Origin of the sequence: Gordonia sp. HS-NH1 (assembly GCF_001418765.1) — a bacterium.
In the GTDB taxonomy this organism is placed as follows: domain Bacteria; phylum Actinomycetota; class Actinomycetes; order Mycobacteriales; family Mycobacteriaceae; genus Gordonia.
Window position 1 is genome coordinate 14543 of the sequence record NZ_LIYC01000021.1, and the last position, 20566, is coordinate 35108.

14 protein-coding genes are annotated in these 20566 nt (G+C 68.5%); 8 read left to right on the forward strand and 6 right to left on the reverse strand.

The window, feature by feature from the left end:
• Positions 1 to 5: 5 nt before the first annotated feature.
• The 3 genes from AMD30_RS15015 to AMD30_RS15025 all read right to left on the reverse strand — a co-directional run bounded on the left by AMD30_RS15015 (position 6) and on the right by AMD30_RS15025 (position 3069).
• The gene (locus tag AMD30_RS15015; RefSeq protein WP_055476198.1) at positions 6 to 953 is read right to left on the reverse strand and encodes an oxidoreductase; all 948 of its coding nucleotides are present in this window, start codon (positions 951 to 953) and stop codon (positions 6 to 8) included.
• 69 nt (positions 954 to 1022) lie between these two features.
• On the reverse strand, positions 1023 to 2381 hold the full coding sequence (locus AMD30_RS15020; protein ID WP_010843711.1) for a styrene monooxygenase/indole monooxygenase family protein: 1359 nt from the start codon (positions 2379 to 2381) through the stop codon (positions 1023 to 1025).
• A 130-nt stretch (positions 2382 to 2511) separates the two neighbouring features.
• A complete protein-coding gene (locus tag AMD30_RS15025) occupies positions 2512 to 3069 on the reverse strand; it encodes a dihydrofolate reductase family protein (protein ID WP_055476158.1) in 558 nt (185 codons plus the stop codon).
• Positions 3070 to 3207: 138 nt separating this feature from the next.
• On the opposite strand from AMD30_RS15025, the gene AMD30_RS15030 reads away from it, so the two are divergent.
• Complete coding sequence (locus AMD30_RS15030; RefSeq protein ID WP_055476159.1) at positions 3208 to 5400, forward strand: acyltransferase family protein; 2193 nt, start codon at positions 3208 to 3210, stop codon at positions 5398 to 5400.
• A 22-nt stretch (positions 5401 to 5422) separates the two neighbouring features.
• On the opposite strand, the gene AMD30_RS15035 is transcribed toward AMD30_RS15030, so the two are convergent.
• Positions 5423 to 5995: a SanA/YdcF family protein gene (locus AMD30_RS15035; protein ID WP_055476160.1), complete on the reverse strand. Its 573-nt coding sequence runs from the start codon at positions 5993 to 5995 to the stop codon at positions 5423 to 5425.
• 154 nt (positions 5996 to 6149) lie between these two features.
• Between AMD30_RS15035 and AMD30_RS15040 the strand changes: the two genes are divergently transcribed.
• From AMD30_RS15040 to AMD30_RS15065, 6 genes are all read left to right on the forward strand, one after another.
• Complete coding sequence (locus AMD30_RS15040) at positions 6150 to 7523, forward strand: WS/DGAT/MGAT family O-acyltransferase (RefSeq protein WP_010843715.1); 1374 nt, start codon at positions 6150 to 6152, stop codon at positions 7521 to 7523.
• A 230-nt stretch (positions 7524 to 7753) separates the two neighbouring features.
• A complete protein-coding gene (locus AMD30_RS15045) occupies positions 7754 to 11332 on the forward strand; it encodes a (Fe-S)-binding protein (protein WP_055476161.1) in 3579 nt (1192 codons plus the stop codon).
• 130 nt (positions 11333 to 11462) lie between these two features.
• Positions 11463 to 12716 carry a pyridoxal phosphate-dependent aminotransferase gene (locus AMD30_RS15050; RefSeq protein WP_010843717.1) on the forward strand — a complete coding sequence of 418 codons (1254 nt, stop codon included), beginning with the start codon at positions 11463 to 11465 and terminating at the stop codon, positions 12714 to 12716.
• A 207-nt stretch (positions 12717 to 12923) separates the two neighbouring features.
• Positions 12924 to 14705 carry an SDR family oxidoreductase gene (locus tag AMD30_RS15055; RefSeq protein WP_055476199.1) on the forward strand — a complete coding sequence of 594 codons (1782 nt, stop codon included), beginning with the start codon at positions 12924 to 12926 and terminating at the stop codon, positions 14703 to 14705.
• Positions 14706 to 14711: 6 nt separating this feature from the next.
• The gene (locus AMD30_RS15060; protein ID WP_014928249.1) at positions 14712 to 15617 is read left to right on the forward strand and encodes a metal-dependent hydrolase; all 906 of its coding nucleotides are present in this window, start codon (positions 14712 to 14714) and stop codon (positions 15615 to 15617) included.
• A gap of 29 nt (positions 15618 to 15646) precedes the next feature.
• Positions 15647 to 16774 (forward strand): PDR/VanB family oxidoreductase, encoded by a 1128-nt coding sequence (locus AMD30_RS15065; protein WP_055476162.1) that lies wholly within the window; start codon positions 15647 to 15649, stop codon positions 16772 to 16774.
• Between the two features lie 68 nt (positions 16775 to 16842).
• On the opposite strand, the gene AMD30_RS15070 is transcribed toward AMD30_RS15065, so the two are convergent.
• Positions 16843 to 18423 carry a DHA2 family efflux MFS transporter permease subunit gene (locus AMD30_RS15070; protein ID WP_055476163.1) on the reverse strand — a complete coding sequence of 527 codons (1581 nt, stop codon included), beginning with the start codon at positions 18421 to 18423 and terminating at the stop codon, positions 16843 to 16845.
• A gap of 133 nt (positions 18424 to 18556) precedes the next feature.
• Here AMD30_RS15070 and AMD30_RS15075 point away from each other — a divergent pair, with 133 nt between their 5' ends.
• The gene (locus tag AMD30_RS15075; RefSeq protein ID WP_055476164.1) at positions 18557 to 19147 is read left to right on the forward strand and encodes a TetR/AcrR family transcriptional regulator; all 591 of its coding nucleotides are present in this window, start codon (positions 18557 to 18559) and stop codon (positions 19145 to 19147) included.
• Between the two features lie 39 nt (positions 19148 to 19186).
• On the opposite strand, the gene AMD30_RS15080 is transcribed toward AMD30_RS15075, so the two are convergent.
• Entirely contained in the window at positions 19187 to 20524 is a 1338-nt protein-coding gene (locus tag AMD30_RS15080) for a hypothetical protein (protein WP_055476165.1), read from the reverse strand.
• Positions 20525 to 20566: the final 42 nt, after the last annotated feature.

Consider the following 20566-nt stretch of genomic DNA (forward strand, 5'->3'; position numbering starts at 1 on the left):
GGCCCTCAGGGAGCAGAGGATGAGCCGAGGTCGATGGTCACCCCGGTGAGCTCGGCACCGAGGTCCCACAGTCGCGCAGCGACGCCGCGGTCCTTCGCCTTCGCCGACGGCTCCACCAGCACCGGCGGACCGGCCAGCCCGAAACCTCCCACGGGACCGTAGTATTCGCCGCCCTGCGCCTTCGGATCGGTGCCGGCGCGGAGGACCGAGAGGGCTCCGTCCGGCGGATCCATGATGAAACGATCGGTGAGCCATCGCAGCGAGGACGCGTGGTATGCCCACTGCAGGAATCTGCTCTGCTCGCGCATCACCCCGGTGCGGGTGCCGCCGGGGTGGGCGGCGAGCGAAATCGCCGACACCTCGGCACTTCTCATGCGCCGGTCGAGTTCGAGCGCGAACAGCATCTGTGCGAGCTTCGCACGGGAGTACGCACCCGCGCTGCTGAAGGTCCGGTCCATGGGGATGTCGGAGAAGTCGATGGTGCCTGCTCGATGGGCGTGGCTGCCGACGGTGACCACCCGCCCGGCATCGGCCGCCAGAATCCGGTCCATCAGCAGTCCGGTGAGCGCGTAGTGACCGAGGTAGTTCGTGCCGAAGTCCATCTCGAAACCGTCGGGCGTCAGGTCACGACGCGCCCGCATGACCCCGGCGTTGTTGACCAGCAGGTCGATCCGGGTATGACGCGCGCCGATCTCGGCGGCGGCCGCACGGACGGAATCCAGACTGGCGAGGTCGAGATCGACGATCTCCAGCTCGGCGCCCGGGACCTTCCCGACGATGTCGTCGCGGGCCTCCGCGGAGGTCTCCGGATTGCGGCACGCCAGCACGACACGTGCGCCCAGTGTCGCCAGCCCGAGCGCGATCTCGCGTCCGATCCCCGAATTCGCACCGGTCACCACCGCAACCCGGCCGGTCTGCGGCGGCGCGTCGGCCAGCGTCCACCCCGACTTCACATCTGCCCCCTTCGACGCCGACTCGAACGACGGTGTCGTTCGTATCACATCGGCGCCGAGGGGCGGGTGTCAGGCGCTCACGGCCGCCGGGGTGGCGCTGCTGAACCGCCCGGCCGGCGCGAACCGGGCGAGGACCTCGTCGTGCGGCTCTCCGGCCACCGCGGAGATGAATCCCTCCACGTCCTCGCGGGTCCGCAGACCGAGGAGCGGATTCGGTTCGGACAGCAGACCGAACAGGGCCGACGCGATCGCGGGACTGACGGCGGCAGCCGGAAACGACAGCTCCAGGTGGGTCGCGTAGTCGGGATCACCCAGGTAGAGCCGGGTGACCTCGACGGCGGCCCGTCCGCGTCGTTCCCAGTGCTTCTCGAACTCAGCCGACAGCCACTCCGCGGTGAACTCGCCGTCGTGGTCCCGCGCAGCCTTCACGAGCTCGGCGACCTGGATCAGCGTGTTCTGCGCGCCCTGTCCCGCAACCGGGTCGACGGCGATCGCGGTGTCGCCGATCGCCGCGACGGGGTGCCCGCCCGCGGTGGTGGCGACGGCCTGCCGGACCGTCGGGGTGACCGCGCCCTTGAGCCACGAGACCGGGTCGGATTCGATGACCTGCAGCCGATCGATGACCGGCGCGTCCTCCGGGAAGAACTCGGCGAAGATGCCGGAGATCGTCTGCCGGGCGGACACCGCGTCGTGGACGTCGTCGATCCGGCCGGCCCACGCTCCGTCGGGCTTGGCGAAGACGATGAAGGACCACGTCGGTCCGGCGTCCTTGTGGAGGAACGGTCCGACGAAGATCTCACCGTTCTGCGCGTCGAGGTTGAACAGCGAGTGGTCACCGCCGGCGCTGCTGCGGTAGGCGAAGGACTCGGGGCCGTGATCGACTCCGGTGAGCGTGACCTGCAGCAGACGGCGCTGGGGTTCCCGGTAGTGCGTGCGCGACTCGTCGACCGGGAAGAGCGTCGAGAGCCCGCCCTTGCCGGTGGCGACGAGCGTGATGTCGGCGTCGGCGGCGATCGCGTCGAGGCGGTCGGTGTCGACCTGACCCACCTCGAATCGGCCACCGCGGTCCAGGAATCGGCCGAGACGGTCGTCGGCCTTCAGGCGCAGGTCGACGGCCTGGGCCACGTAGCCGTAGTCCGGGTTGAACTCGAGGACCGGGGCACGCTCGTCACCGACGCCCGAGTACAGGCGAGCGCTGATGCCGGTCGTGTTGCCGACCTCGTAGAGGTCTTCGATGATCTCGGCGTCCCACTCACGGGACTTGCCGAACAGGACGCCGACACCGGTCGGCGGCACCTTGTCGCGCAGCGACTCGCGGTCGCGATCGCTGTAGAGCGTGACGTCGAACCCGGCGTCGAGAAAGCCGAGCGCCGCGCTGGTACCGGCCAGCCCGGCCCCGATGATCGCTACCGATCGTCGTGCTGTCATGTGTGGATCTCCCCTGGTTGTCGGCGTGCAATGGCTGCTCGACAGGGTGCCGGGGCGATCGGTGCGGATGAAGGGTTAGACGCATCGAGAACGAATGGCTCGCGCGCCGGCGCCCGTTGGGGGTGGAGGACTACGCCTCGTCGCGCACGCGGAGATAGCGCTCGTAGACCACCTGCTCGTAGGTGCGGGTCTCGGCGAGTCGGAGCTGCACCGGGGAGGTGACCGGCGGCAGCAACGGTGTACCGCCACCGACGATGATCGGATACCGGAAGATGCGGAACTCGTCGACGAATCCCAGTTCGATGGCCTGCCGCGCCAGGTCGGCACCACCGATCTCGACGTCGGCGTCGGTCGAGTGCAGCACCGCGGTGAGTTCGTCGGCCAGCGGGCCCCGAGCCAGCCGGGCATTGCCCTCGACCGCCGTGAGGGTGCGACTGAAGACCACCTTGGGCAGCGCCGTCCAGATGTCGGCGAACGCGGCGTGGGCCTCGTTCTCACGCATCCGCGGGTCGGTCTCCCAGACCACCATCGCCTCGTAGAGACGTCGACCGCACACGAATGCGCCGAGTTCGGCCACCCGTTCGGTGTGGAAGGCGAACAGTCCGTCGTCGGGGACCGTCCAGTTGAAGTCGCCGTCGCGATCGGAGATGAAGCCGTCGACCGACACGCCCATCGACAAGAGCAGCATGCGAGGGATGGTACGGCGCTGCCGGGCCCGCGACGCGGACTTCGTGGAGAGCGTGTTCCCATGAGTCTGCTGTGAGGTCCGACGACACCCCGCTCGTGCCAGGCCGGCCTCAGGTGCCGGCAAGTACCATCGCCCTCTGTGCGTACGCCCCTGACCGAAGCGACACCCGTCGCAACCCCGAACGAGGACGCCGCGACCGGTAACACGTCCGGGTACCGGTTGGACCTCGACGGGCTGCGCGGTGTCGCGATCGCGCTGGTGGCGATCTTCCACGTCTGGTTCGGCCGGGTGTCCGGCGGCGTCGACGTCTTCCTCACCCTGTCGGGCTACTTCTTCGTCGCCTCCCTGCTCAAACATGTCCTGGCCACGCAGCCCGCGACGAGTTCGTGGCGTGCGGCGATCAATCCGTGGCCGCGGTTCTCCCGGCTCCTCCGCCGGCTGCTGCCCGCCCTGCTGCTGGTGCTCGCGGTCACGGCCGGCCTGATCGCGCTGATCATGCCGACGACCCGGTGGGGACCGCTCGGCGCCGAACTCCAGGCCAGCGCGCTGTACTACCAGAACTGGCATCTCGCGTTCGAGTCACAGGACTACGCGGCCGCCGATTCCGCCAACAGCCCGATGCAGCATCTCTGGTCGATGTCGATGCAGGGCCAGTTCTTCGTCCTCACCCTCGTGTGCGCGCTGGCGCTGGGCGCGGTGCTGCGCGCCTTGGGCCGCCGATCCGCGTTCTTCGCCGACCCCAAGGTGGTCCGTGGAGTCGTCGGGATCGCGCTCGGCGTCGTCGCACTGGGCTCGTTCGCGTGGGCGAACCACCGCCACGGGATCAACCAGCCGTTCACCTACTACGACACCGTCGCCCGCCTGTGGGAACCGCTCGTGGGTGGTCTGCTCGCCGTGTGGATGCCACGTATCCCGTTGTCGCAGCGGGTGCGTGATCTGCTCGGGATCATCGCCCTCGGCCTCATCGTCACGTGCGGGTGGTGGATCGCGGGGGTCCAGGAATATCCGGCCGCGTGGGCGCTCGTCCCGGTCGGTGCGACCCTCCTGCTCATCTGGGTCGGATCGTCGCAGACCGCCCCCATCGACCGGGCGGGCACGGCCGGCCAGACCTCCATCCGGTCCGGGGTCAGCCGGGGCCTCGCGCATCCGAGACTCGTGTGGCTCGGTTCGATCGCGTACGCGCTGTACCTGTGGCACTGGCCGGTGCTCATCTTCTACCTGGCCTGGCGCTATCAGGACGACGTCTCGTGGTTCGAGGGCACCGCCATCCTGGCCGTGTCGGTCCTACTGGCCTGGCTGACGACCAAGTACGTCGAGGCGCCGCTGCGTGCGGGCAAGGCCGACCGCAAGCGGGCGGACACGGCGCGGCCGGCGCCGCAGGACACCCGCGGCTACCGTCGCGCGCTCGTCGCGGTGCTGGTCGTCATCAGCGTCGCGGCCGGGGCTGCCGCGGTGACCTGGCAGCGCGACGCCGCGAACGCCACCCTCGACACCCAGAATCTCGACCCGCGCCTCTACCCGGGTGCGCGGGCGTTCCTCGACGGGGCGCCGGTGCCGAACGTGACCGCGCAACCGAGCCCCGACGTCGTCGACATGGACTGGCCGATCACCTCCTACGACTCGATCATCAGCGGATGGAAGGACCCGTCCATCAAGGTCGGGTACTACGGCGACGTCGACGCCACTCGCACGATCGCGCTCGTCGGCGGTTCGCACGCCGAACAGTGGATCACCGCCCTCGACGCCATCGGCAAACGCCACGGCTTCCGCGTGACCACCTACCTCAAGGTCGGGTGTGCTCTCACGACCGAGCACGTCTTCACCTGGTTCGGCCAGAAGTACTACCAGTGCAACGACTGGTCGCGCCGGGTCATGGAACGTCTGGCCGTCGACAAACCCGACGTCGTGTTCACCAACAGCACCCGTCCGGTCGAGTCGGGCGACGGCGACTACGTGCCCAAGGACTACGAGGAGATCTTCGCCGAGTTCCGCGACCGCGGCCAGCGCGTCGTCGCGGTCCGCGACAACCCCTGGGCGACCGGACAACTCAAGCCACCGGAGTGTCTCGCCAGCGGCCGCAAACCCGAGGTGTGCGGGGTGCCCCGCGACCAGGCGATGGCACCGGCCGACCCCGCGGCCCCGCTCGCCGGCGAGTTCCCCAACATGAGCTTCCTCGACTACACCGACGCCATGTGCGACGACACCTACTGCCCCGCGGTCGTCGGGAACATCCTGGTGTGGCACGACTTCCACCACCTGTCGGCGACCTTCGTCCGCAGCCTCATCCCCGCCGTCGAAGCCGACCTGCAGCGGTCGCTGCGGTGGTGGTGAGTCACCTCGGGAAGCAGCAGGGTCAGCTGACCGCGGTCAGCACCGCACGCGGTCCGGCGAACACGGTCTCGCGGATGTGATTGCGCACAAGAGTCCAGGCGGGACAGTCACATCGGGCCGCGACGCCGCGCGCGTCGACACCTTGGTACCGGCACAACGCGATGGCCCGGCGAAGGTGGAAGTCCTGCGTCACGATGACCACCTCGTCGACGCCGAACACCACCCGCGCACGCCGGCAGCTCGCGGCGGTGTCGAGACCGGCCGGGTCGCCGACGATCACCCGCGACGCCACCCCGCGATCCTCCAGATAGCTCCGCATCACCGCCGGCTCGTTCCCGGCTTCCTCGGAACCGTTGCCGGAGTTGATGATCCGATCAACACCTCCGGCGCGATACAGCTCCACCGCGGTGTCGAGGCGACCGCGCACGTAGTCGCCGGGAGACCCGTCGTCGTGGACGAGCGAACCCAACACCAGCAGCGTCGGACGGGAAGCGGGCGCGGGCGCGTCGTCGACCCTGCCCGCCGACGCGAAGTACATCCAGGTGACGGCCACGGTGATCCACAGTTCGACCAGCACCAGCAGTGCCGGCACCACCAGACGAGCACCCGATCTCACCCCTACAACGTAGGGAGCCCGTCCCCAACATGGCCATTCCAGCCCGGGCCCGGCGGTCACCCCGTGATACTTGGAGGACCCGGTCGCGCTCAGCCTGTGCGCACCACCCCGCGGTGTTGAAAGTGATGGTGCGATGCCGTACATGCCGGTCACCTCGTCGATGTTCCTGTTGGCCGAGACACGTGAACAACCCATGCACGTCGGGGGACTCCAGCTGTTCGTGCCACGCGAGGGCCAGTCGTCCAGCGAGCTCGCCGAGGAGATCATCGAGGCGTTCTGCGGCTGCACCGAGATCCATCCGCTCTTCCGCAAACGCCCGGCCTCGCCGGTGACGATACTCGGCAACGTCGCGTGGTCGTACGACGACGAGATCGACTTCGACTACCACGTGCGTCGTGCGGTCCTCCCCCGCCCGGGACGCGTGCTCGAGCTGTTGCGATACGTCTCACTCAACCACGGGGCACTGCTGGATCGGTTCCGCCCGATGTGGGAGATCCATGTCATCGAGGGCCTCGCGGACGGGCGGGTGGCGCTCTACAGCAAGATCCACCACTCGGTGGTCGACGGCGTCTCCGCCCTGCGACTCCTGCAGCGCACGCTCTCCGAGGACCCCGGCGACCGGTCGGGCACCGCACCGTGGGACCCGGCGCTCGCCGAACGTCGCCGTCCCCGTCCCGCGCCGAGTCTGCGCGGCCGGGTGTCGGGATTGGCGAACGTGGCCGGCCAGATCGCCGGCCTCGGACCGGCCGCGGCCAAGGTGGCCGTCGCCGGTCTGCGCGATCCGGACTTCGTGGCGCCCCTCGGACGAGCACCGCGCACCATCCTCGACGTCGCGATCGGCAGCGCCCGCCGGTTCGCCTCCCAGCAGTGGGAACTCGACCGTCTCCGTGCGGTGGCAGACGCCCGCAGCATCACCCTCAACGACGTCATCGTCGCGATGTGCTCGGGCGCGCTGCGGTCGTACCTCATCGACCAGGACGCGTTGCCCGACGCGCCGCTGATCGCCGCGGTACCGGTGTCGATGCACACCGACGGCGACGACGACGGAAATGCGGTGACCGCGATCCTGGTGAGCCTGGCAACCGACGAACCCGATGCCGAACGCCGGCTCGACAAGCTCGTGGATTCGGCGCGACACAGCAAGTCCGTGGTCCGCGGTCTGCGGCCGTTGCAGGCCCTTGCCCTCGGCGCGGCCAACTTCGCGCCCCTGGCCTTCGCCACCGTCCCCGGCTTCGTGCAGTACGTCCCGCCGCAGTTCAACATCATCATCAGCAATGTGCCTGGCCCGACAAAGCACCTCTACTGGAACGGCGCCCGACTCGACGGTGTGTATCCCGTCTCAATCCCGACGCAGGGACTGGCGCTCAACATCACCGTGACCAGCACCGCCGATCACATCAACTTCGGCCTGATCGGTGCTCGCGCCCAGCTCCCGAGCCTCCAACGGCTGCTCACACACCTCGACACCGCGCTCGAGGAGCTCGAGAAGGTCGCGCACACGCGGTGAACCCCCGCGGGGCTCGCGGTATAGACGTGGTGTCGCCCACCCTGACTCGACAGTAAGTTACTGGCGAGTATCATCGGTCATGAGGTAGACCTGCGTAATTAGGCCAGCCTTGGCAGCGCGCCGGTGGCGCAAGGAATTACGGTTATCTGTAGTACACCGCCCCGTGGTACCCAGCCTCGCGTTCCGCGACCCGGCGGCGGACGACCTAGACGAAAGGCCGGTACGCGCCCGTGACTACCACGACGATTGCCATCGGCACGACAGCCGCGGTGATCAGCCTGTTCTGCTGGTACCTGTTCCTCGGCGGCGTGGTGCGGATCTACCGCACCATCAAGCTCGGACACAAGGTCGACAGTTCCCGCTTCTGGCCCATCCTGCCGCGCATGATGACGATGCTCAAAGAGTTCATCGTCCACACGCGAATGGTGAAGTTCCGCACCGTCGGCTGGGCGCACTGGCTCGTGATGGTCGGCTTCCTCGGCGGCTTCCTGCTGTGGTTCGAGGCCTATGGCCAGTCCATCAACCCCGAGTTCCACTGGCCGGTCTTCGGTGACACGTTCGCGTGGCACCTGTGGGACGAGCTCCTCGGCATCGCGACCGTGGTCGGCATCATCGTCCTCATCGTCATCCGGCAGCTGAACCACCCACGCGTCCCGGAACGGCTGTCCCGCTTCGGCGGTTCGCGCTTCGGTCCGGCGTACTTCGTCGAGGGCGTCGTGCTGCTCGAGGGCCTGGGCATGATCCTGGTGAAGGCGTCGAAGATCGCGACCTACGGTCACGCGAACGTCTACTCCGACTTCTTCACCATGCAGGTGGCGAAGATCCTGCCGGCCTCCCCGACGCTGGTGTCGATCTTCGCCGTCATCAAGCTGATGAGCGGCATGGTGTGGCTGGCCATGGTCGGCATGAACATCAGCTGGGGCGTTGCCTGGCACAGGTTCTCGGCCTTCTTCAACATCTACTTCAAGCGTGAGCAGGACGGCGGCGTCGCCCTCGGCGCCGCCAAGCCGATGATGAGCCAGGGCAAGGTCCTGGACATGGAGACCGCCGACCCCGACGTCGACGCGTTCGGCGCGGGCAAGATCGAGGACTTCTCCTGGAAGGGCTGGCTCGACTTCACCACCTGTACCGAGTGCGGTCGCTGCCAGTCGCAGTGTCCGGCCTGGAACACCGGCAAGCCGCTGAGCCCGAAACTGCTCATCATGTCGCTGCGCGACCACGGCAACGCCAAGGCGCCCTACCTGCTGGCCGGCGGCCGCAAGGACATGGGCGGCGACGAGGTCGGCCTGGTCGACGCCGACGGCAACGTCGACGAGGACAAGCTCAACGCCATCCCCGAGGCGGCGCGCGCCGAGGCCGCCCGCAAGCTGGTCGGCGAGTCGAAGGGCGATCTCGGTGGCGGTCAGGTCGTCGAGGCCGTGGAAGGCGAGTTCGATCCGGAGGCCCTGGGCGCCGTCATCGACACCGAGACCCTGTGGAGCTGCACCACCTGTGGTGCCTGTGTCGAGCAGTGCCCCGTCGACATCGAGCACGTCGACCACATCCTCGACATGCGCCGCTACCAGGTCCTGATCGAGTCGGACTTCCCGACCGAGCTGGCCGGCATGTTCAAGAACCTCGAGAACAAGGGCAACCCGTGGGGCCAGAACGCCTCCGCGCGTACCGCCTGGATCGACGAGATGGACATCGAGATCCCGGTCTTCGGCAAGGACGTCGAGTCGTTCGAGGGCTTCGAGTACCTGTTCTGGGTCGGCTGTGCCGGCGCCTACGAGGACCGCGCGAAGAAGACCACCAAGGCCGTCGCCGAATTGCTCGACATGGCCGCCGTGAACTTCATGGTCCTCGGCGAGGGCGAGACCTGTACCGGTGACTCCGCGCGACGCGCCGGCAACGAATTCCTCTTCCAGATGCTCGCGCAGCAGAACATCGAGATGCTCGGCGAGGTCTTCGCGACCGCGCCGGACCAGCGCAAGAAGGTCGTCGTCACCTGTGCGCACTGCTTCAACGCACTGGGCAACGAGTACCCGCAGCTGGGCGCGAAGTACGAGGTCGTCCACCACACGCAGCTCCTCAACCGCCTCGTGCGCGACAAGCGACTCGTCCCCGTGGCACCGCTCGGCGAGGGCGTCACCTACCACGACCCGTGCTACCTGGGCCGTCACAACAAGGTCTACGACGCACCGCGTGAGCTGATGGGCGCCGCGGGCTCGACCCTCACCGAGATGCCGCGTCACGGCGAACGGTCCATGTGCTGTGGTGCCGGTGGTGCCCGCATGTGGATGGAAGAGCAGATCGGCAAGCGGATCAACCTCGACCGGGTCGACGAGGCACTCGACACCCTGGGCGACACGACCGGCGATCAGGTCAAGAAGGTCGCGACCGGCTGCCCGTTCTGCCGCGTGATGCTGACCGACGGTGTGACCGCACGGACCAGCGGCACCGAGTCCGAGGGCAAGGTCGAGGTCGTCGACGTCGCGCAGCTGCTGCTCGAATCGGTCAAGCGCGACCGGACCGAGGTCAAGCTCGGCGGCCGGTTCCTCGGACCGCGTCCGACCGTTGCGGAGCCGGAGCCCGAACCCGAGCCCGAGAAGGTTCCCGCCGCGGCGACCGCATCTGCCTCGGCGACCACCGAGGCGGCGCCGAAGCCGAAGGTCGGCCTGGGCATGAAGGGCGGCAAGAAGCCGGGTGCGACGGCCAAGACCGCAGCGCCGGAAGCCCCCGCCGAGAAGGCACCGGCCGAGAAGAAGCCGGCCTCCAAGGGCTTCGGGATGAAGGGCGGCAAGAAGCCCGGCGCCGCGGCATCGTCCGCTGCTCCGGCCACGGATTCCGCACCCGCGGAGGCCCCTGCCGAGGCACCCGCCGAGAAGAAGCCCGCCGCCAAGGGCTTCGGCATGAAGGGCGGCGCCAAGCGTCCCGGCGCGGCCGGCAAGCCCGCCGGGGGGACCGCGCAGCCGGTGCCTGCCGAGACCGAGTCGTCGGAAGCGGTCAAGGAGGAGGTCGCCGAGACCGCCACCGAGACCGCGGCCGAGAAGAAGCCCGCATCCAAGGGCTTCGGTATGGGCAAGGCGAAGCGGCCGGGTCAGAAGACCACGAACGCGGCAGCTCCGGCGGCCGGGGTGACCGCTCCAGCCGAGAGCAAGGTCGACGAGAGCGAATCGGCACCGGACGCCGCACCGACCGTCGACACCGAATCGGCGACCGCCGGGACTGCGACCACCGAGACTGCGACCGAGACATCTGTCGCTGCCGCAACGGAAGAGAAGCCGGGCAAGGCCAAGGGCTTCGGGATGTCCGCGGGCAAGAAGCGGCCCGGTGGTATCGGGAAGTCCGCAGCCAAGCCGGCTGCGACCGCTGCAGCTGCCGAGGCGGCTCCCACGCCGACCGAGGCGGAGCCGGCACCGGCCACCGAGGCCGTCGACGCCCCGGCCGAAAAGACGGCGGAGGCACCGGAACCCGAGGCACCGCAGGGTGGTTCGGCTGCCGCGCTGACCGAGGAGAAGCCGGCCAAGGCCAAGGGCTTCGGGATGGCAGCGGGCAAGAAGCGTCCGGGCGGCGCGAGCAAGGCCGCCCCGGCGGCAGCCGCGCCGGCTCCCGAGCCGGCACCGGAAGCGGCTCCCGAGCCGGAACAGGCACCGGAACCCGACGCCGCGCAGACCGACGAGACCCCGGTCGAGGAGACACCCGCGACCGAGGCACCCGATGCGTCGAGCAACGGCTCGTCCGCGGCTCGTACGGTCGCCGAGGCCGGGGCGTCGAAGGCCAAGGGCTTCGGCATCGCGGCCGGGAAGAAGCGGCCCGGCCACAAGTAGTCGCTCACCAGGGCCCGACAGATGTCGCCTGTCGTTGCGTTCACCGCAACGACAGGCGACATCTGTTTTTCGAGGGGGCCTTGCCCCCACTGGCAGAAACGCATTTGCCACCGGCTGCGACAATGTACCCGTGAGTAGGCCCCATGTTTCGCACCTCAACCAGAACCTCAAGCCGCTCGAGCAGTCGCTCAAGTTGCAGAACGTGTGCTACGAGATCCGTGGTCCCGTCCACGCGCACGCGCAGCGCCTCGAGGCAGAAGGCCACCGGATCCTCAAGCTGAACATCGGCAACCCGGCGTTGTTCGGTTTCGAGGCCCCCGACGTGATCATGCGCGACATGATCCACGCCCTCCCCTACGCACAGGGCTACTCCGAGTCCGCCGGTGTCCTCTCGGCGCGTCGTGCCGTCGTGACCCGCTACGAGCTCATCCCCGACTTCCCGTACTTCGACGTCGACGACGTGATCCTCGGCAACGGTGTCTCCGAGCTCATCACCATGACGATGCAGGCGCTGTTGAACGACGGCGACGAGGTCCTGATCCCCGCGCCGGACTATCCGCTGTGGACCGCGATGACCTCGCTGTCCGGCGGGCAGCCCGTGCATTACCGCTGCGACGAGGAGAACGGGTGGAACCCCGACGTCGCCGACATCGCCGCGAAGATCACCGACCGCACCAAGGCGATCGTCATCATCAACCCGAACAACCCGACCGGCGCGGTCTACTCGCGTGAGGTCCTCGAGCAGCTCGTCGAACTCGCACGGCAGCATTCGCTGCTGATTCTGGCCGACGAGATCTACGACAAGATCATCTACGACGACGCCGAGCACGTGAACGTGGCGTCACTGGCGCCGGATCTGTTGTGCCTCACGTTCAACGGCTTGTCGAAGGCGTACCGCGTCTGCGGTTACCGCGCCGGATGGGTCGTGATGACCGGACCGAAGGACCACGCCCGCGGCTTCATCGAGGGCATGGGCATCCTGGCATCGACGCGTCTGTGCGCCAACGTGCCGGGCCAGCACGCGATCCAGGTGGCGCTCGGCGGATACCAGTCCATCGAGGCCCTGGTCTCCCCTGGCGGCCGGCTGTACGAACAACGCAACGTCACATGGGAGAAGCTCAACGAGATCCCCGGGGTCAGCTGCGTGAAACCCAAGGGCGCGTTGTACGCCTTCCCCCGCCTCGACCCCGAGGTCTACGAGATCCACAACGACGAGCTGTTCGTCCAGGACCTGCTGCTGCAGGAGAAGATCCTCGTGGTCCAGGGCACCGGCTTCAACCTCGACGACCACAACCACTTCCGCATCGTGACCCTGCCGTGGTCGCGGGATCTGACCGAGGCCGTGGAACGTATCGGCAACTTCCTGTCGTCGTATCGGCAGTGATTCCGCGGAATCCTGCGAAAAGTCCCAGGTGAGGGCCCGGTCATGCGACCGGGCCCTCGCTGTTTCGCCAGGGTCTGGACATTTGTGTAACCGTTGGTAACGTGTACCTCCATCGGGTCCGTCGTCGAACGTTCCGCGTCTCGCCGCATGAACCCGTAGGCCATGCCGAGGATCGGCGTCGGGGCCATTCACAGCGAGGTGACACACATGTCCGAAAAGGCACGACAGCAACCGGACTGGCGGCGGGGAACCGTCACCGACGACGGCATCCGGCTGGCCACCTACGAACTGGGCGATTCGTCCAAACCCACCGTGCTGCTGGTGCACGGCTGGCCGGACAGTCACCACCTGTGGACCCACGTCGCGCCCCGACTCGCCGAAGACCACCATGTCGTCGCGTACGACTGTCGCGGCTTCGGAGACAGCGACCATCCCGACGGAGACGACGCCTATCGCCTCAGTGCGATGGCCGACGACCTGTTCGCGGTCCTCGAGGCCACGAGTCCGGACGAGCCGGCGCACGTCGTCGCGCACGACTGGGGTTCGGTGACCGCATGGGAGGCCGTCGTGCGTCCCGGCGCCGAGAACCGTATTTCGTCCTTCGTGTCCATTTCGGGCCCCAACCTCGACCAGCTGGGGACCTGGGCGCGGAACAACCTGTCTCGCCCGACGCCCCGGCGGCTCGCGCAGAGCCTCGCGCAGGGCGGCTCGTCGGCCTACACCGCATTCTTCCAACTGCCGGTCCTGCCGAAGCTCTTCTTCCGCGCGGCCGGGTCCGAACGTCTCTGGCGCGAATTCCTGTACCGGGTCGAGGGCACGCCGCGTGAGAACGCCACCTTCCAGCCGAATCTCCGCGAGGACATGATCTCGGGACTCCGCCTGTACCGCGCCAACATCCGGCCCAAGCTGCGCAATCCCGACCCCCGGCCCACATCCGTGCCGGTGCTCGAGGTGATCAACGAGCGCGACATCGCGTTGCGCCCGGCCATTTTCGACGACACACACCTCTACGCCCATCGCCTCTGGCGGCACCGCACCCCGACCGGTCACTGGCTCCCGCTGACACGTCCCGACTATGTGGCCGACGTCGCCCGTGACTTCATCTCCGCCCAGACCGCAGGCATCGACCCCTCGTCCCCACTCGGTCGGTCACGCGTCGTCGGTCCGCCGAATCGGCTGACGGGAAAGCTCGTGGTGATCACCGGCGCAGGCAGCGGAATCGGCCGGGAGACCGCGTACGCGCTGGCCGAACGCGGTTGCGAGTCGGTGCTCGCCGACCTCGACCTCGATTCGGTCGAGGAAACCGCGCGCGAGACGAAACGATTCGGCGGGCAGGCCACGGCCTACCAACTCGACGTCGCCGACACCGCAGCCTTCGCCGCGTTCGCCGAGAAGGTCCGGCGTACCCACGGAGTCCCCGACATCGTGGTCAACAATGCGGGGATCGGCTTGGCCGGCGGGGTGTTGGCCGCCTCCGACGAACAGGTCGACCGTCTCCTCGACGTCAACCTGCGCGGAGTCGTCACCGGCAGTCGTGAATTCGGCCGCCAGATGGTCGAGCGCGGGGTCGGCGGGCACATCGTCAACATCGCGTCGGCCGCGGCGTTCACCCCGTCGCGCAGCCTCGGGCTGTACTCGGCGTCGAAGGCGGGCGTTCTGCTGTTCTCGGAGTCATTGCGCGCCGAACTCGCCGAGCACCGCATCGGTGTGAGCGCGATCTGCCCCGGACTCGTCGACACCAACATCGTCTCCTCGACACCGATCGCCGGACTCGACGCCGAAACCGAGCACTCACAACGAGATCGGCTGGATCGGTTCTACCGGCGCCGGGGATTCACCCCCGACAGGGTGGCGAGCGAGATCGTCGCGGCCATCGAGCACGACAAGGCGGTGGTGCCGGTGACCGTGGAAGCCAAGGTGGGATACCGGATCTACCGCTTCGCGCCCTGGCTCTCGCGTCTCGGGGCCCGCCAGAAAGTCGCGGGGTGAACGGATATGACGCACATCGACACTCCCGCGCACCGGGACGATGCATCGGCCGATCCGGGGCCCGTCGAGCTGCACGCCCGCAATGTGGCGTTCGACTGGGACGACGTCCCGCTCCACTGGATTCCGGGTCACCCGGTCGCGTCGAACTTCATCAGCGTGCTCAACCTCCTTCTGCCCGAGGGTGAGCGCTGGTTCGTGCAGACCTACAACGAGGCCCTGCCCCTGGTCGCCGACGACGAACTCGCCGCCCGGATGCGAGGGTTCATCGGTCAGGAGGCGATGCACGCCGAGGCGCACGATCATGTCCTGTGGGAGTTCCTCGATCACCACGGCATCGACCCACGGCCCTACCAGTTGCAGATGGAGTGGATCTTCCGCAAGGTCCTCGGCCCCTTGGAGGGTGGCACCCAGGAAGCCCGCGACAAGCACCTCGTCGAACGTCTCTGGCTCATCGCGGCTTTGGAGCACTACACCGCCATCCTCGGGGACTTCGCGCTGAACAACTCCTGGACCCGGCTCGGCGCGCATCCGACGATGGCCGACCTCTTCATGTGGCACGGCGCCGAAGAGGTGGAGCACCGCGCCGTGGCCCACGACGTCGCCGCGTACTTCGGCGACGGATATCTGCGGCGCGGTCGCGCGATGTTCGCGGTGCTGCCGATCCTGCTGTTCCTCGTGCAGCGCGGCTACCGCTTCATCATGAGACAGGACACGACGCTGTCGTACAACTACTTCCAGAAGACCTGGCACTACCACCGGGGTGTGCGGGCAGGTGCGTTGCCGAAGATGCGCACGATCATCTTCTCCACCTTCAGTTACTTCCGACCGGGTTTCCGGCCCGAGGACATCGGGAGCACCGCGCAGGCCGTCGCCTACCTCGCGAGTTCCCCGGCCGCCCGCAACGCGGCCTGATCATCCACCGACCACCACCCAGAAACGTCATGAACCAACGCGCACACCCACATTCGACGACGCTCACGGCGCCCCCGCCGCACCTGCACGGCCGGTGGCGGCACGACCCGGTCATCACGCTCGGCACGATGGTGTTCCGGGCGTGGTGGCCGATGTGGCGGCCCGTGTCACCCCTGCAGCCCGGCCCGCCCAACAACGGCATCACGCAGGTGCGGGTCGTCGACCGGGAGGTCGTCGCGCAGGACGAGAACGTCATCGCCCTCACGGTCGTGGCGGCCGAGGGCGGGCGCCTGCCGGCGTGGCATGCCGGCGCCCACATCGATGTGCTGCTCCCGTCGGGCCGCATGCGTGAGTACTCGCTGTGCGGCGACACGGCCGACCGGGAGCACTACCGGATCGCCGTCCGCCGCATACCCGACGGGGGTGGCGGGTCCATCGAGATCCACGACACGCTCTCCGTCGGCGACGTCATCTCGATCAGGGGTCCGCGCAACGCGTTTCCGCTCGCCGTCCCCGGTCACGGCTCACCGGCACGCAGGCTCCGGTTCATCGCCGCCGGTATCGGGATCACCCCGATCCTGCCGATGCTGGCCACCGCCGAACGATTCGGTCTGGACTGGTCGATGATCTACACCGGCCGCAGCGCCGACTCCATCCCTTTCCTCGACGAGGTCGCCCGGTTCGGGGATCGGATCACCATCCGAACCGACGACGAAGACGGCCTGCCCACCATGGACGAGCTGGTGGGCCCCGTCGACGACGGTCGCGCCGACCTCGCCGTCTACTGCTGCGGGCCGGTTCCGATGCTCGAGGGACTGCGGCGACATCTCGCCGACCGCCCCGACATCGAACTGCACTACGAACGCTTCAGCCCGCCACCGGTGGAGAACGGGACCGATTTCACGGTGACCTTGGCCTCGACCGGCCAGAAGATCCCCGTCGCCGCAGACGAATCCGCGCTCGCCGCGATCCGCCGGGTGGTGCCGTCGGTGCCGTACTCGTGCCGGCAGGGGTTCTGCGGTACCTGCAAGGTCAGGACGTTGTCCGGCGAGATCGACCACCGCGACAACATCCTGACCGAGCCCGAGCGCGAGGCCGGAACCATGCTCACCTGCGTCTCACGCAGTCCCGGCGGGAACCTCACCCTCGATCTCTGAGCTTTTCCGCTCCCTGAGGTGCGAGGAGCGCCGGCGACAACCCTCCGCTCCCTGAGGTGCGAGGAGCGCTAGCGACGAGCCACGAAGGGCCTCCCACCGTCGACCTCGTCCGCTGCCACCGGAGGTGCCACCTGCGGCGCAGTCCCGCTGCCGCGCAACAAGAATGCCGCCGCGACACCGGCGGTCGCGGTCACGGCGACGGCAGCCCAGACCGCGTTGTGCAACCCGTCCATGAAGACCTCCTGAACCGCGACCCGCACCGCGTCTCCCAGCGCACCAGGCAACTGATCCGCCACCTCGACCCCGGCCATCACCGACTGCTTCGCGGCGTCGACCGCTTCGGTCGGTACCCCGTTGCCCGACAACCGTTCTCCGACACCGGCGACATAGGCGGACGTCAGGATCGAGCCGAGCACGGCCACTCCCAGCGTCCCGCCGAGCTCGCGCGTGGTGTCGTTGACCGCGCTACCCGCACCGGCCTGCTCCGGGCGCAGGGCGTCCATGATGAGCTGCGTGCACGGACCGGAGATGAACGCCAGACCCGCCGCCATCAGTGCCATCGACCAGATGATGAGTTCCCAGTAACCGGAAGCGCGCGAGGCGATCTCGACGAGCGCGAACCCGCCGGACATCAGGAATGCGCCGATCACCGACACGATTCTGGGCCCGAAACGGTGCGAGAGCGCCATCGCGACCGGGGAGAGCGCCGCCATCACGATCGCGAACGGAAGGGTCCGAATCCCGGCGGCCAGCGGGCCGTATCCCTTCACCGCCTGGAAGAACTGGGTGATCAGGAAGATGAAGCCGAACAGCGCGAAGAAGGCCACGCTGATCATGCCGGCAGCGGTCGCGAAGCGCCGGTTGGCGAAGAGCCGCACGTCGAGGATGGGATGTGCGATCCGCAGCTGCGTCGCGACGAAGATCGCCAAGATCATCAGTGCGGCAACGACGCCGAGAATGGTCCGCGCCTCGGTCCAGCCGACATGGGGCGCCTCGATGAGAGTGAAGGTGAGCAAGCCCAGACCGGCGACCGAGAGGACGACCCCGATGGCGTCGAACCGCGGCACCGCCAGCGGGCGGGTACCGGGGACGACGGCCAGGACCAACACCAGGGCCAGGACACCGAACGGGATGTTCACCCAGAAGACCGATGTCCACGAGAAGTGTTCGAGCAGCCAGCCACCGAGAACCGGGCCGATGGCCACCGCCACCCCGGACACCGCCGCCCAGATCCCCACCGCCATCGCCCGTTCCCGGGCGTCGACGAAGATGGTCGTGATGATCGCCAGCGTGGCCGGGAAGACCAGCGCGGCAAAGACTCCGAGACCGGCGCGGCTGGCGATGAGCTGACCGATGTCCTGCGACGACGCCGCCAGGACCGACACGATCATGAACCCCGCGATGCCGGTGAGGAGCATCCGGCGATGCCCGAAGCGGTCACCGAGGTAGCCGCCGGTCAGCAGCAGGCCCGCGAAGACGAGGGTGTAGGCGTCGACGATCCACTGCAGGCCCGAGATCCCCGCGCCGAGGTCGCGAGCGAGTGTCGGGAGGGCCACGTTGACGATCGTGTTGTCGATCATGACGAGTAGTTCGGCGAAGCTGAGGGCGCCGAGCGCCCACCAACGGGTGTGTGTGCGTTCTGTTGGCATCGGATTCTCCTGATCAGTGGGGCCGCTCGAGGCGCATGTGCTGACAGCCGGACAGAGAGTCGGTAGAACATCGTTCCAGTGTTGTAGAACAGTGTTCTATTCAAGAAGAACACTGTTCTAGTAGGTTGTCAATATGTCCCCCGCGAAGCCCCGCACCCGCACCTCGGCCGCCGAGGTGCGTTCCGCCCTGCTCCGAGCCGGCCGCACGATCCTCGAGCGCGACGGCGAGGCCGGCCTGACGGTCCGTGCCGTCGCGGCCGAGGCGCAGGTGGCCCCGATGGGGGTCTACAACCACTTCGACGGTCGCGACGGCCTACTGGATGCGCTGGTCACGGACGGTTATGCAGAGTTCGGAGACGCGATCGCAGCGACCGACGACGATCCGGTGGCACGTCTACGCAACGCCGGGCTGGCCTACCGGAGGTTCGCGCTCGCCAATCCGGTGATCTACCGTCTGATGTTCTCGGCGCAGTGCGCACCCGAGATCGAGGTCGCCGCACACGCATTCGCAGTCCTCGTCGACATCATCCGGTATGGCCAGGTCGCCGGGGTGGTCATGTCCGCCGACCCGCGCGACCTGGCCATGCAGACGTGGTCCGCCGTCCACGGCGCGGTCAGCCTGGAACTCGCCCGCGCCTATCAACCCGACGTCGATGCGTCGGCCTACTACGACAACGTCCTCGACTTCGTCGCGCGCGCGCTCGCACCGCGGCCCGGTAGCTGACGAGCCGGGGCCTCTCCCACAGGTGTCGACGACGCCGGCTCAGGGCAGAACGATCGGCGGCAGACCGGGGATCGGGTTCGGGATCGTCACCCCGCGCTGCGGACGAGGGGCTCGCGGTCGTGGGCGCGGCCGCGGCGCGGACTCGACCGAGGCCGACGTCTCCGGCGGAGGCGGCGGCGTGTATCGACGCGCGGGTTGCCGGGCCTCGGCAAGGATTGCGGGGTCGGCGAATTCGGGTTCGGGTGAGGAGATCGTGCGCTGGGGAAGCGGCGCGGCGACGGCCGGTGACGGTTCGTCGTGCGTGACGGCCAAGGCGGTGGCCACCGCCACGACGGCCACCGCGCACAGCACCCCGATCACGGCGAGAACGCGTGTGCCTCGTCGACGTCGACCGCCGGTGAGTGGGGACCCGGCGAGTGCCGAATCGGCCGTCGGGTGCTGCTCGGGGCCCACCCCGGCGTGGGGCACATTCCCATCGGGAGCCGGGCGGTCGGCGGGAGGTGGGTCCGGAAGACGTTGTCCGGCACCGTGAGAAGAGGACGGATCGTGGGGCGTGGCGCCCGATGGGGCCAGCGCCGCGAACGCCGTCGCGATCGTCGGTGGCGGCGTCGGCGGTGACTGGTTGACTGCCTCGAAGATCGGGGTGGGTTCCGGTGCGGTCACCTCCCGGCGTTCCGTCGTGGGGTCGTCGGGAACAGATCGGTCGGGGACCACTCCGGCCTCTGGCTCGTCGGGCTCGGCAGCGTGCCCGCCGATCATCACGGGCCGGGTCCCGTTCCCCGAGGGCTCGACGTCGACGACGGGCACGGGAACTGCTCGCGCGACGGCGTCCCGGAGGCCCGGCCAGGCGCTGACGCGGTCGGTGATGACGACTGCGGGGGCAGCGGCACCGGACACGGCCGCGCGGGCGAGGTCCTCGGCGCGGGCGGTGAGCGGCGCGCCCGCTTCGGCGATGTCACGACGTGCCATCCGGAACAAACGGATGTGGTCGCGGCCCATCAGGAACGTGCCGTCGGACTCGCGGAGTCGTTCGCGGCCGCGCCTCACGAGGTCGAGGACCTCCTCGTGCCACTCGCGCGAGGTCGGCGCCGCCACGCGTCCCACGCGCACGAGATGGTCGGCGGTCACCTGATCGAGGGCGTCGAGGGTGAGGCCGGAATCGGTATAGGGATCGGCGGTTGTCCCGCGGGCGGGGTCCATGCGCCCCACCGTGACACCCGCGCGCGGATCGAGATCGAACAGAACGACCTCGGCTGTCTCAGGGATTCCGCGGCCGGCGAGCTGGGCGCGCGCGGCGTCGACCACGGCAGCACTGACCGTGACCTCTGCCTGCGCAGACGTCGGCGTCACGGCCGGATCGGCCACCGTGTCGGTCATGTGATTGATTCCTGCACCTCACGTGCACCTCGCCCCAGGCCC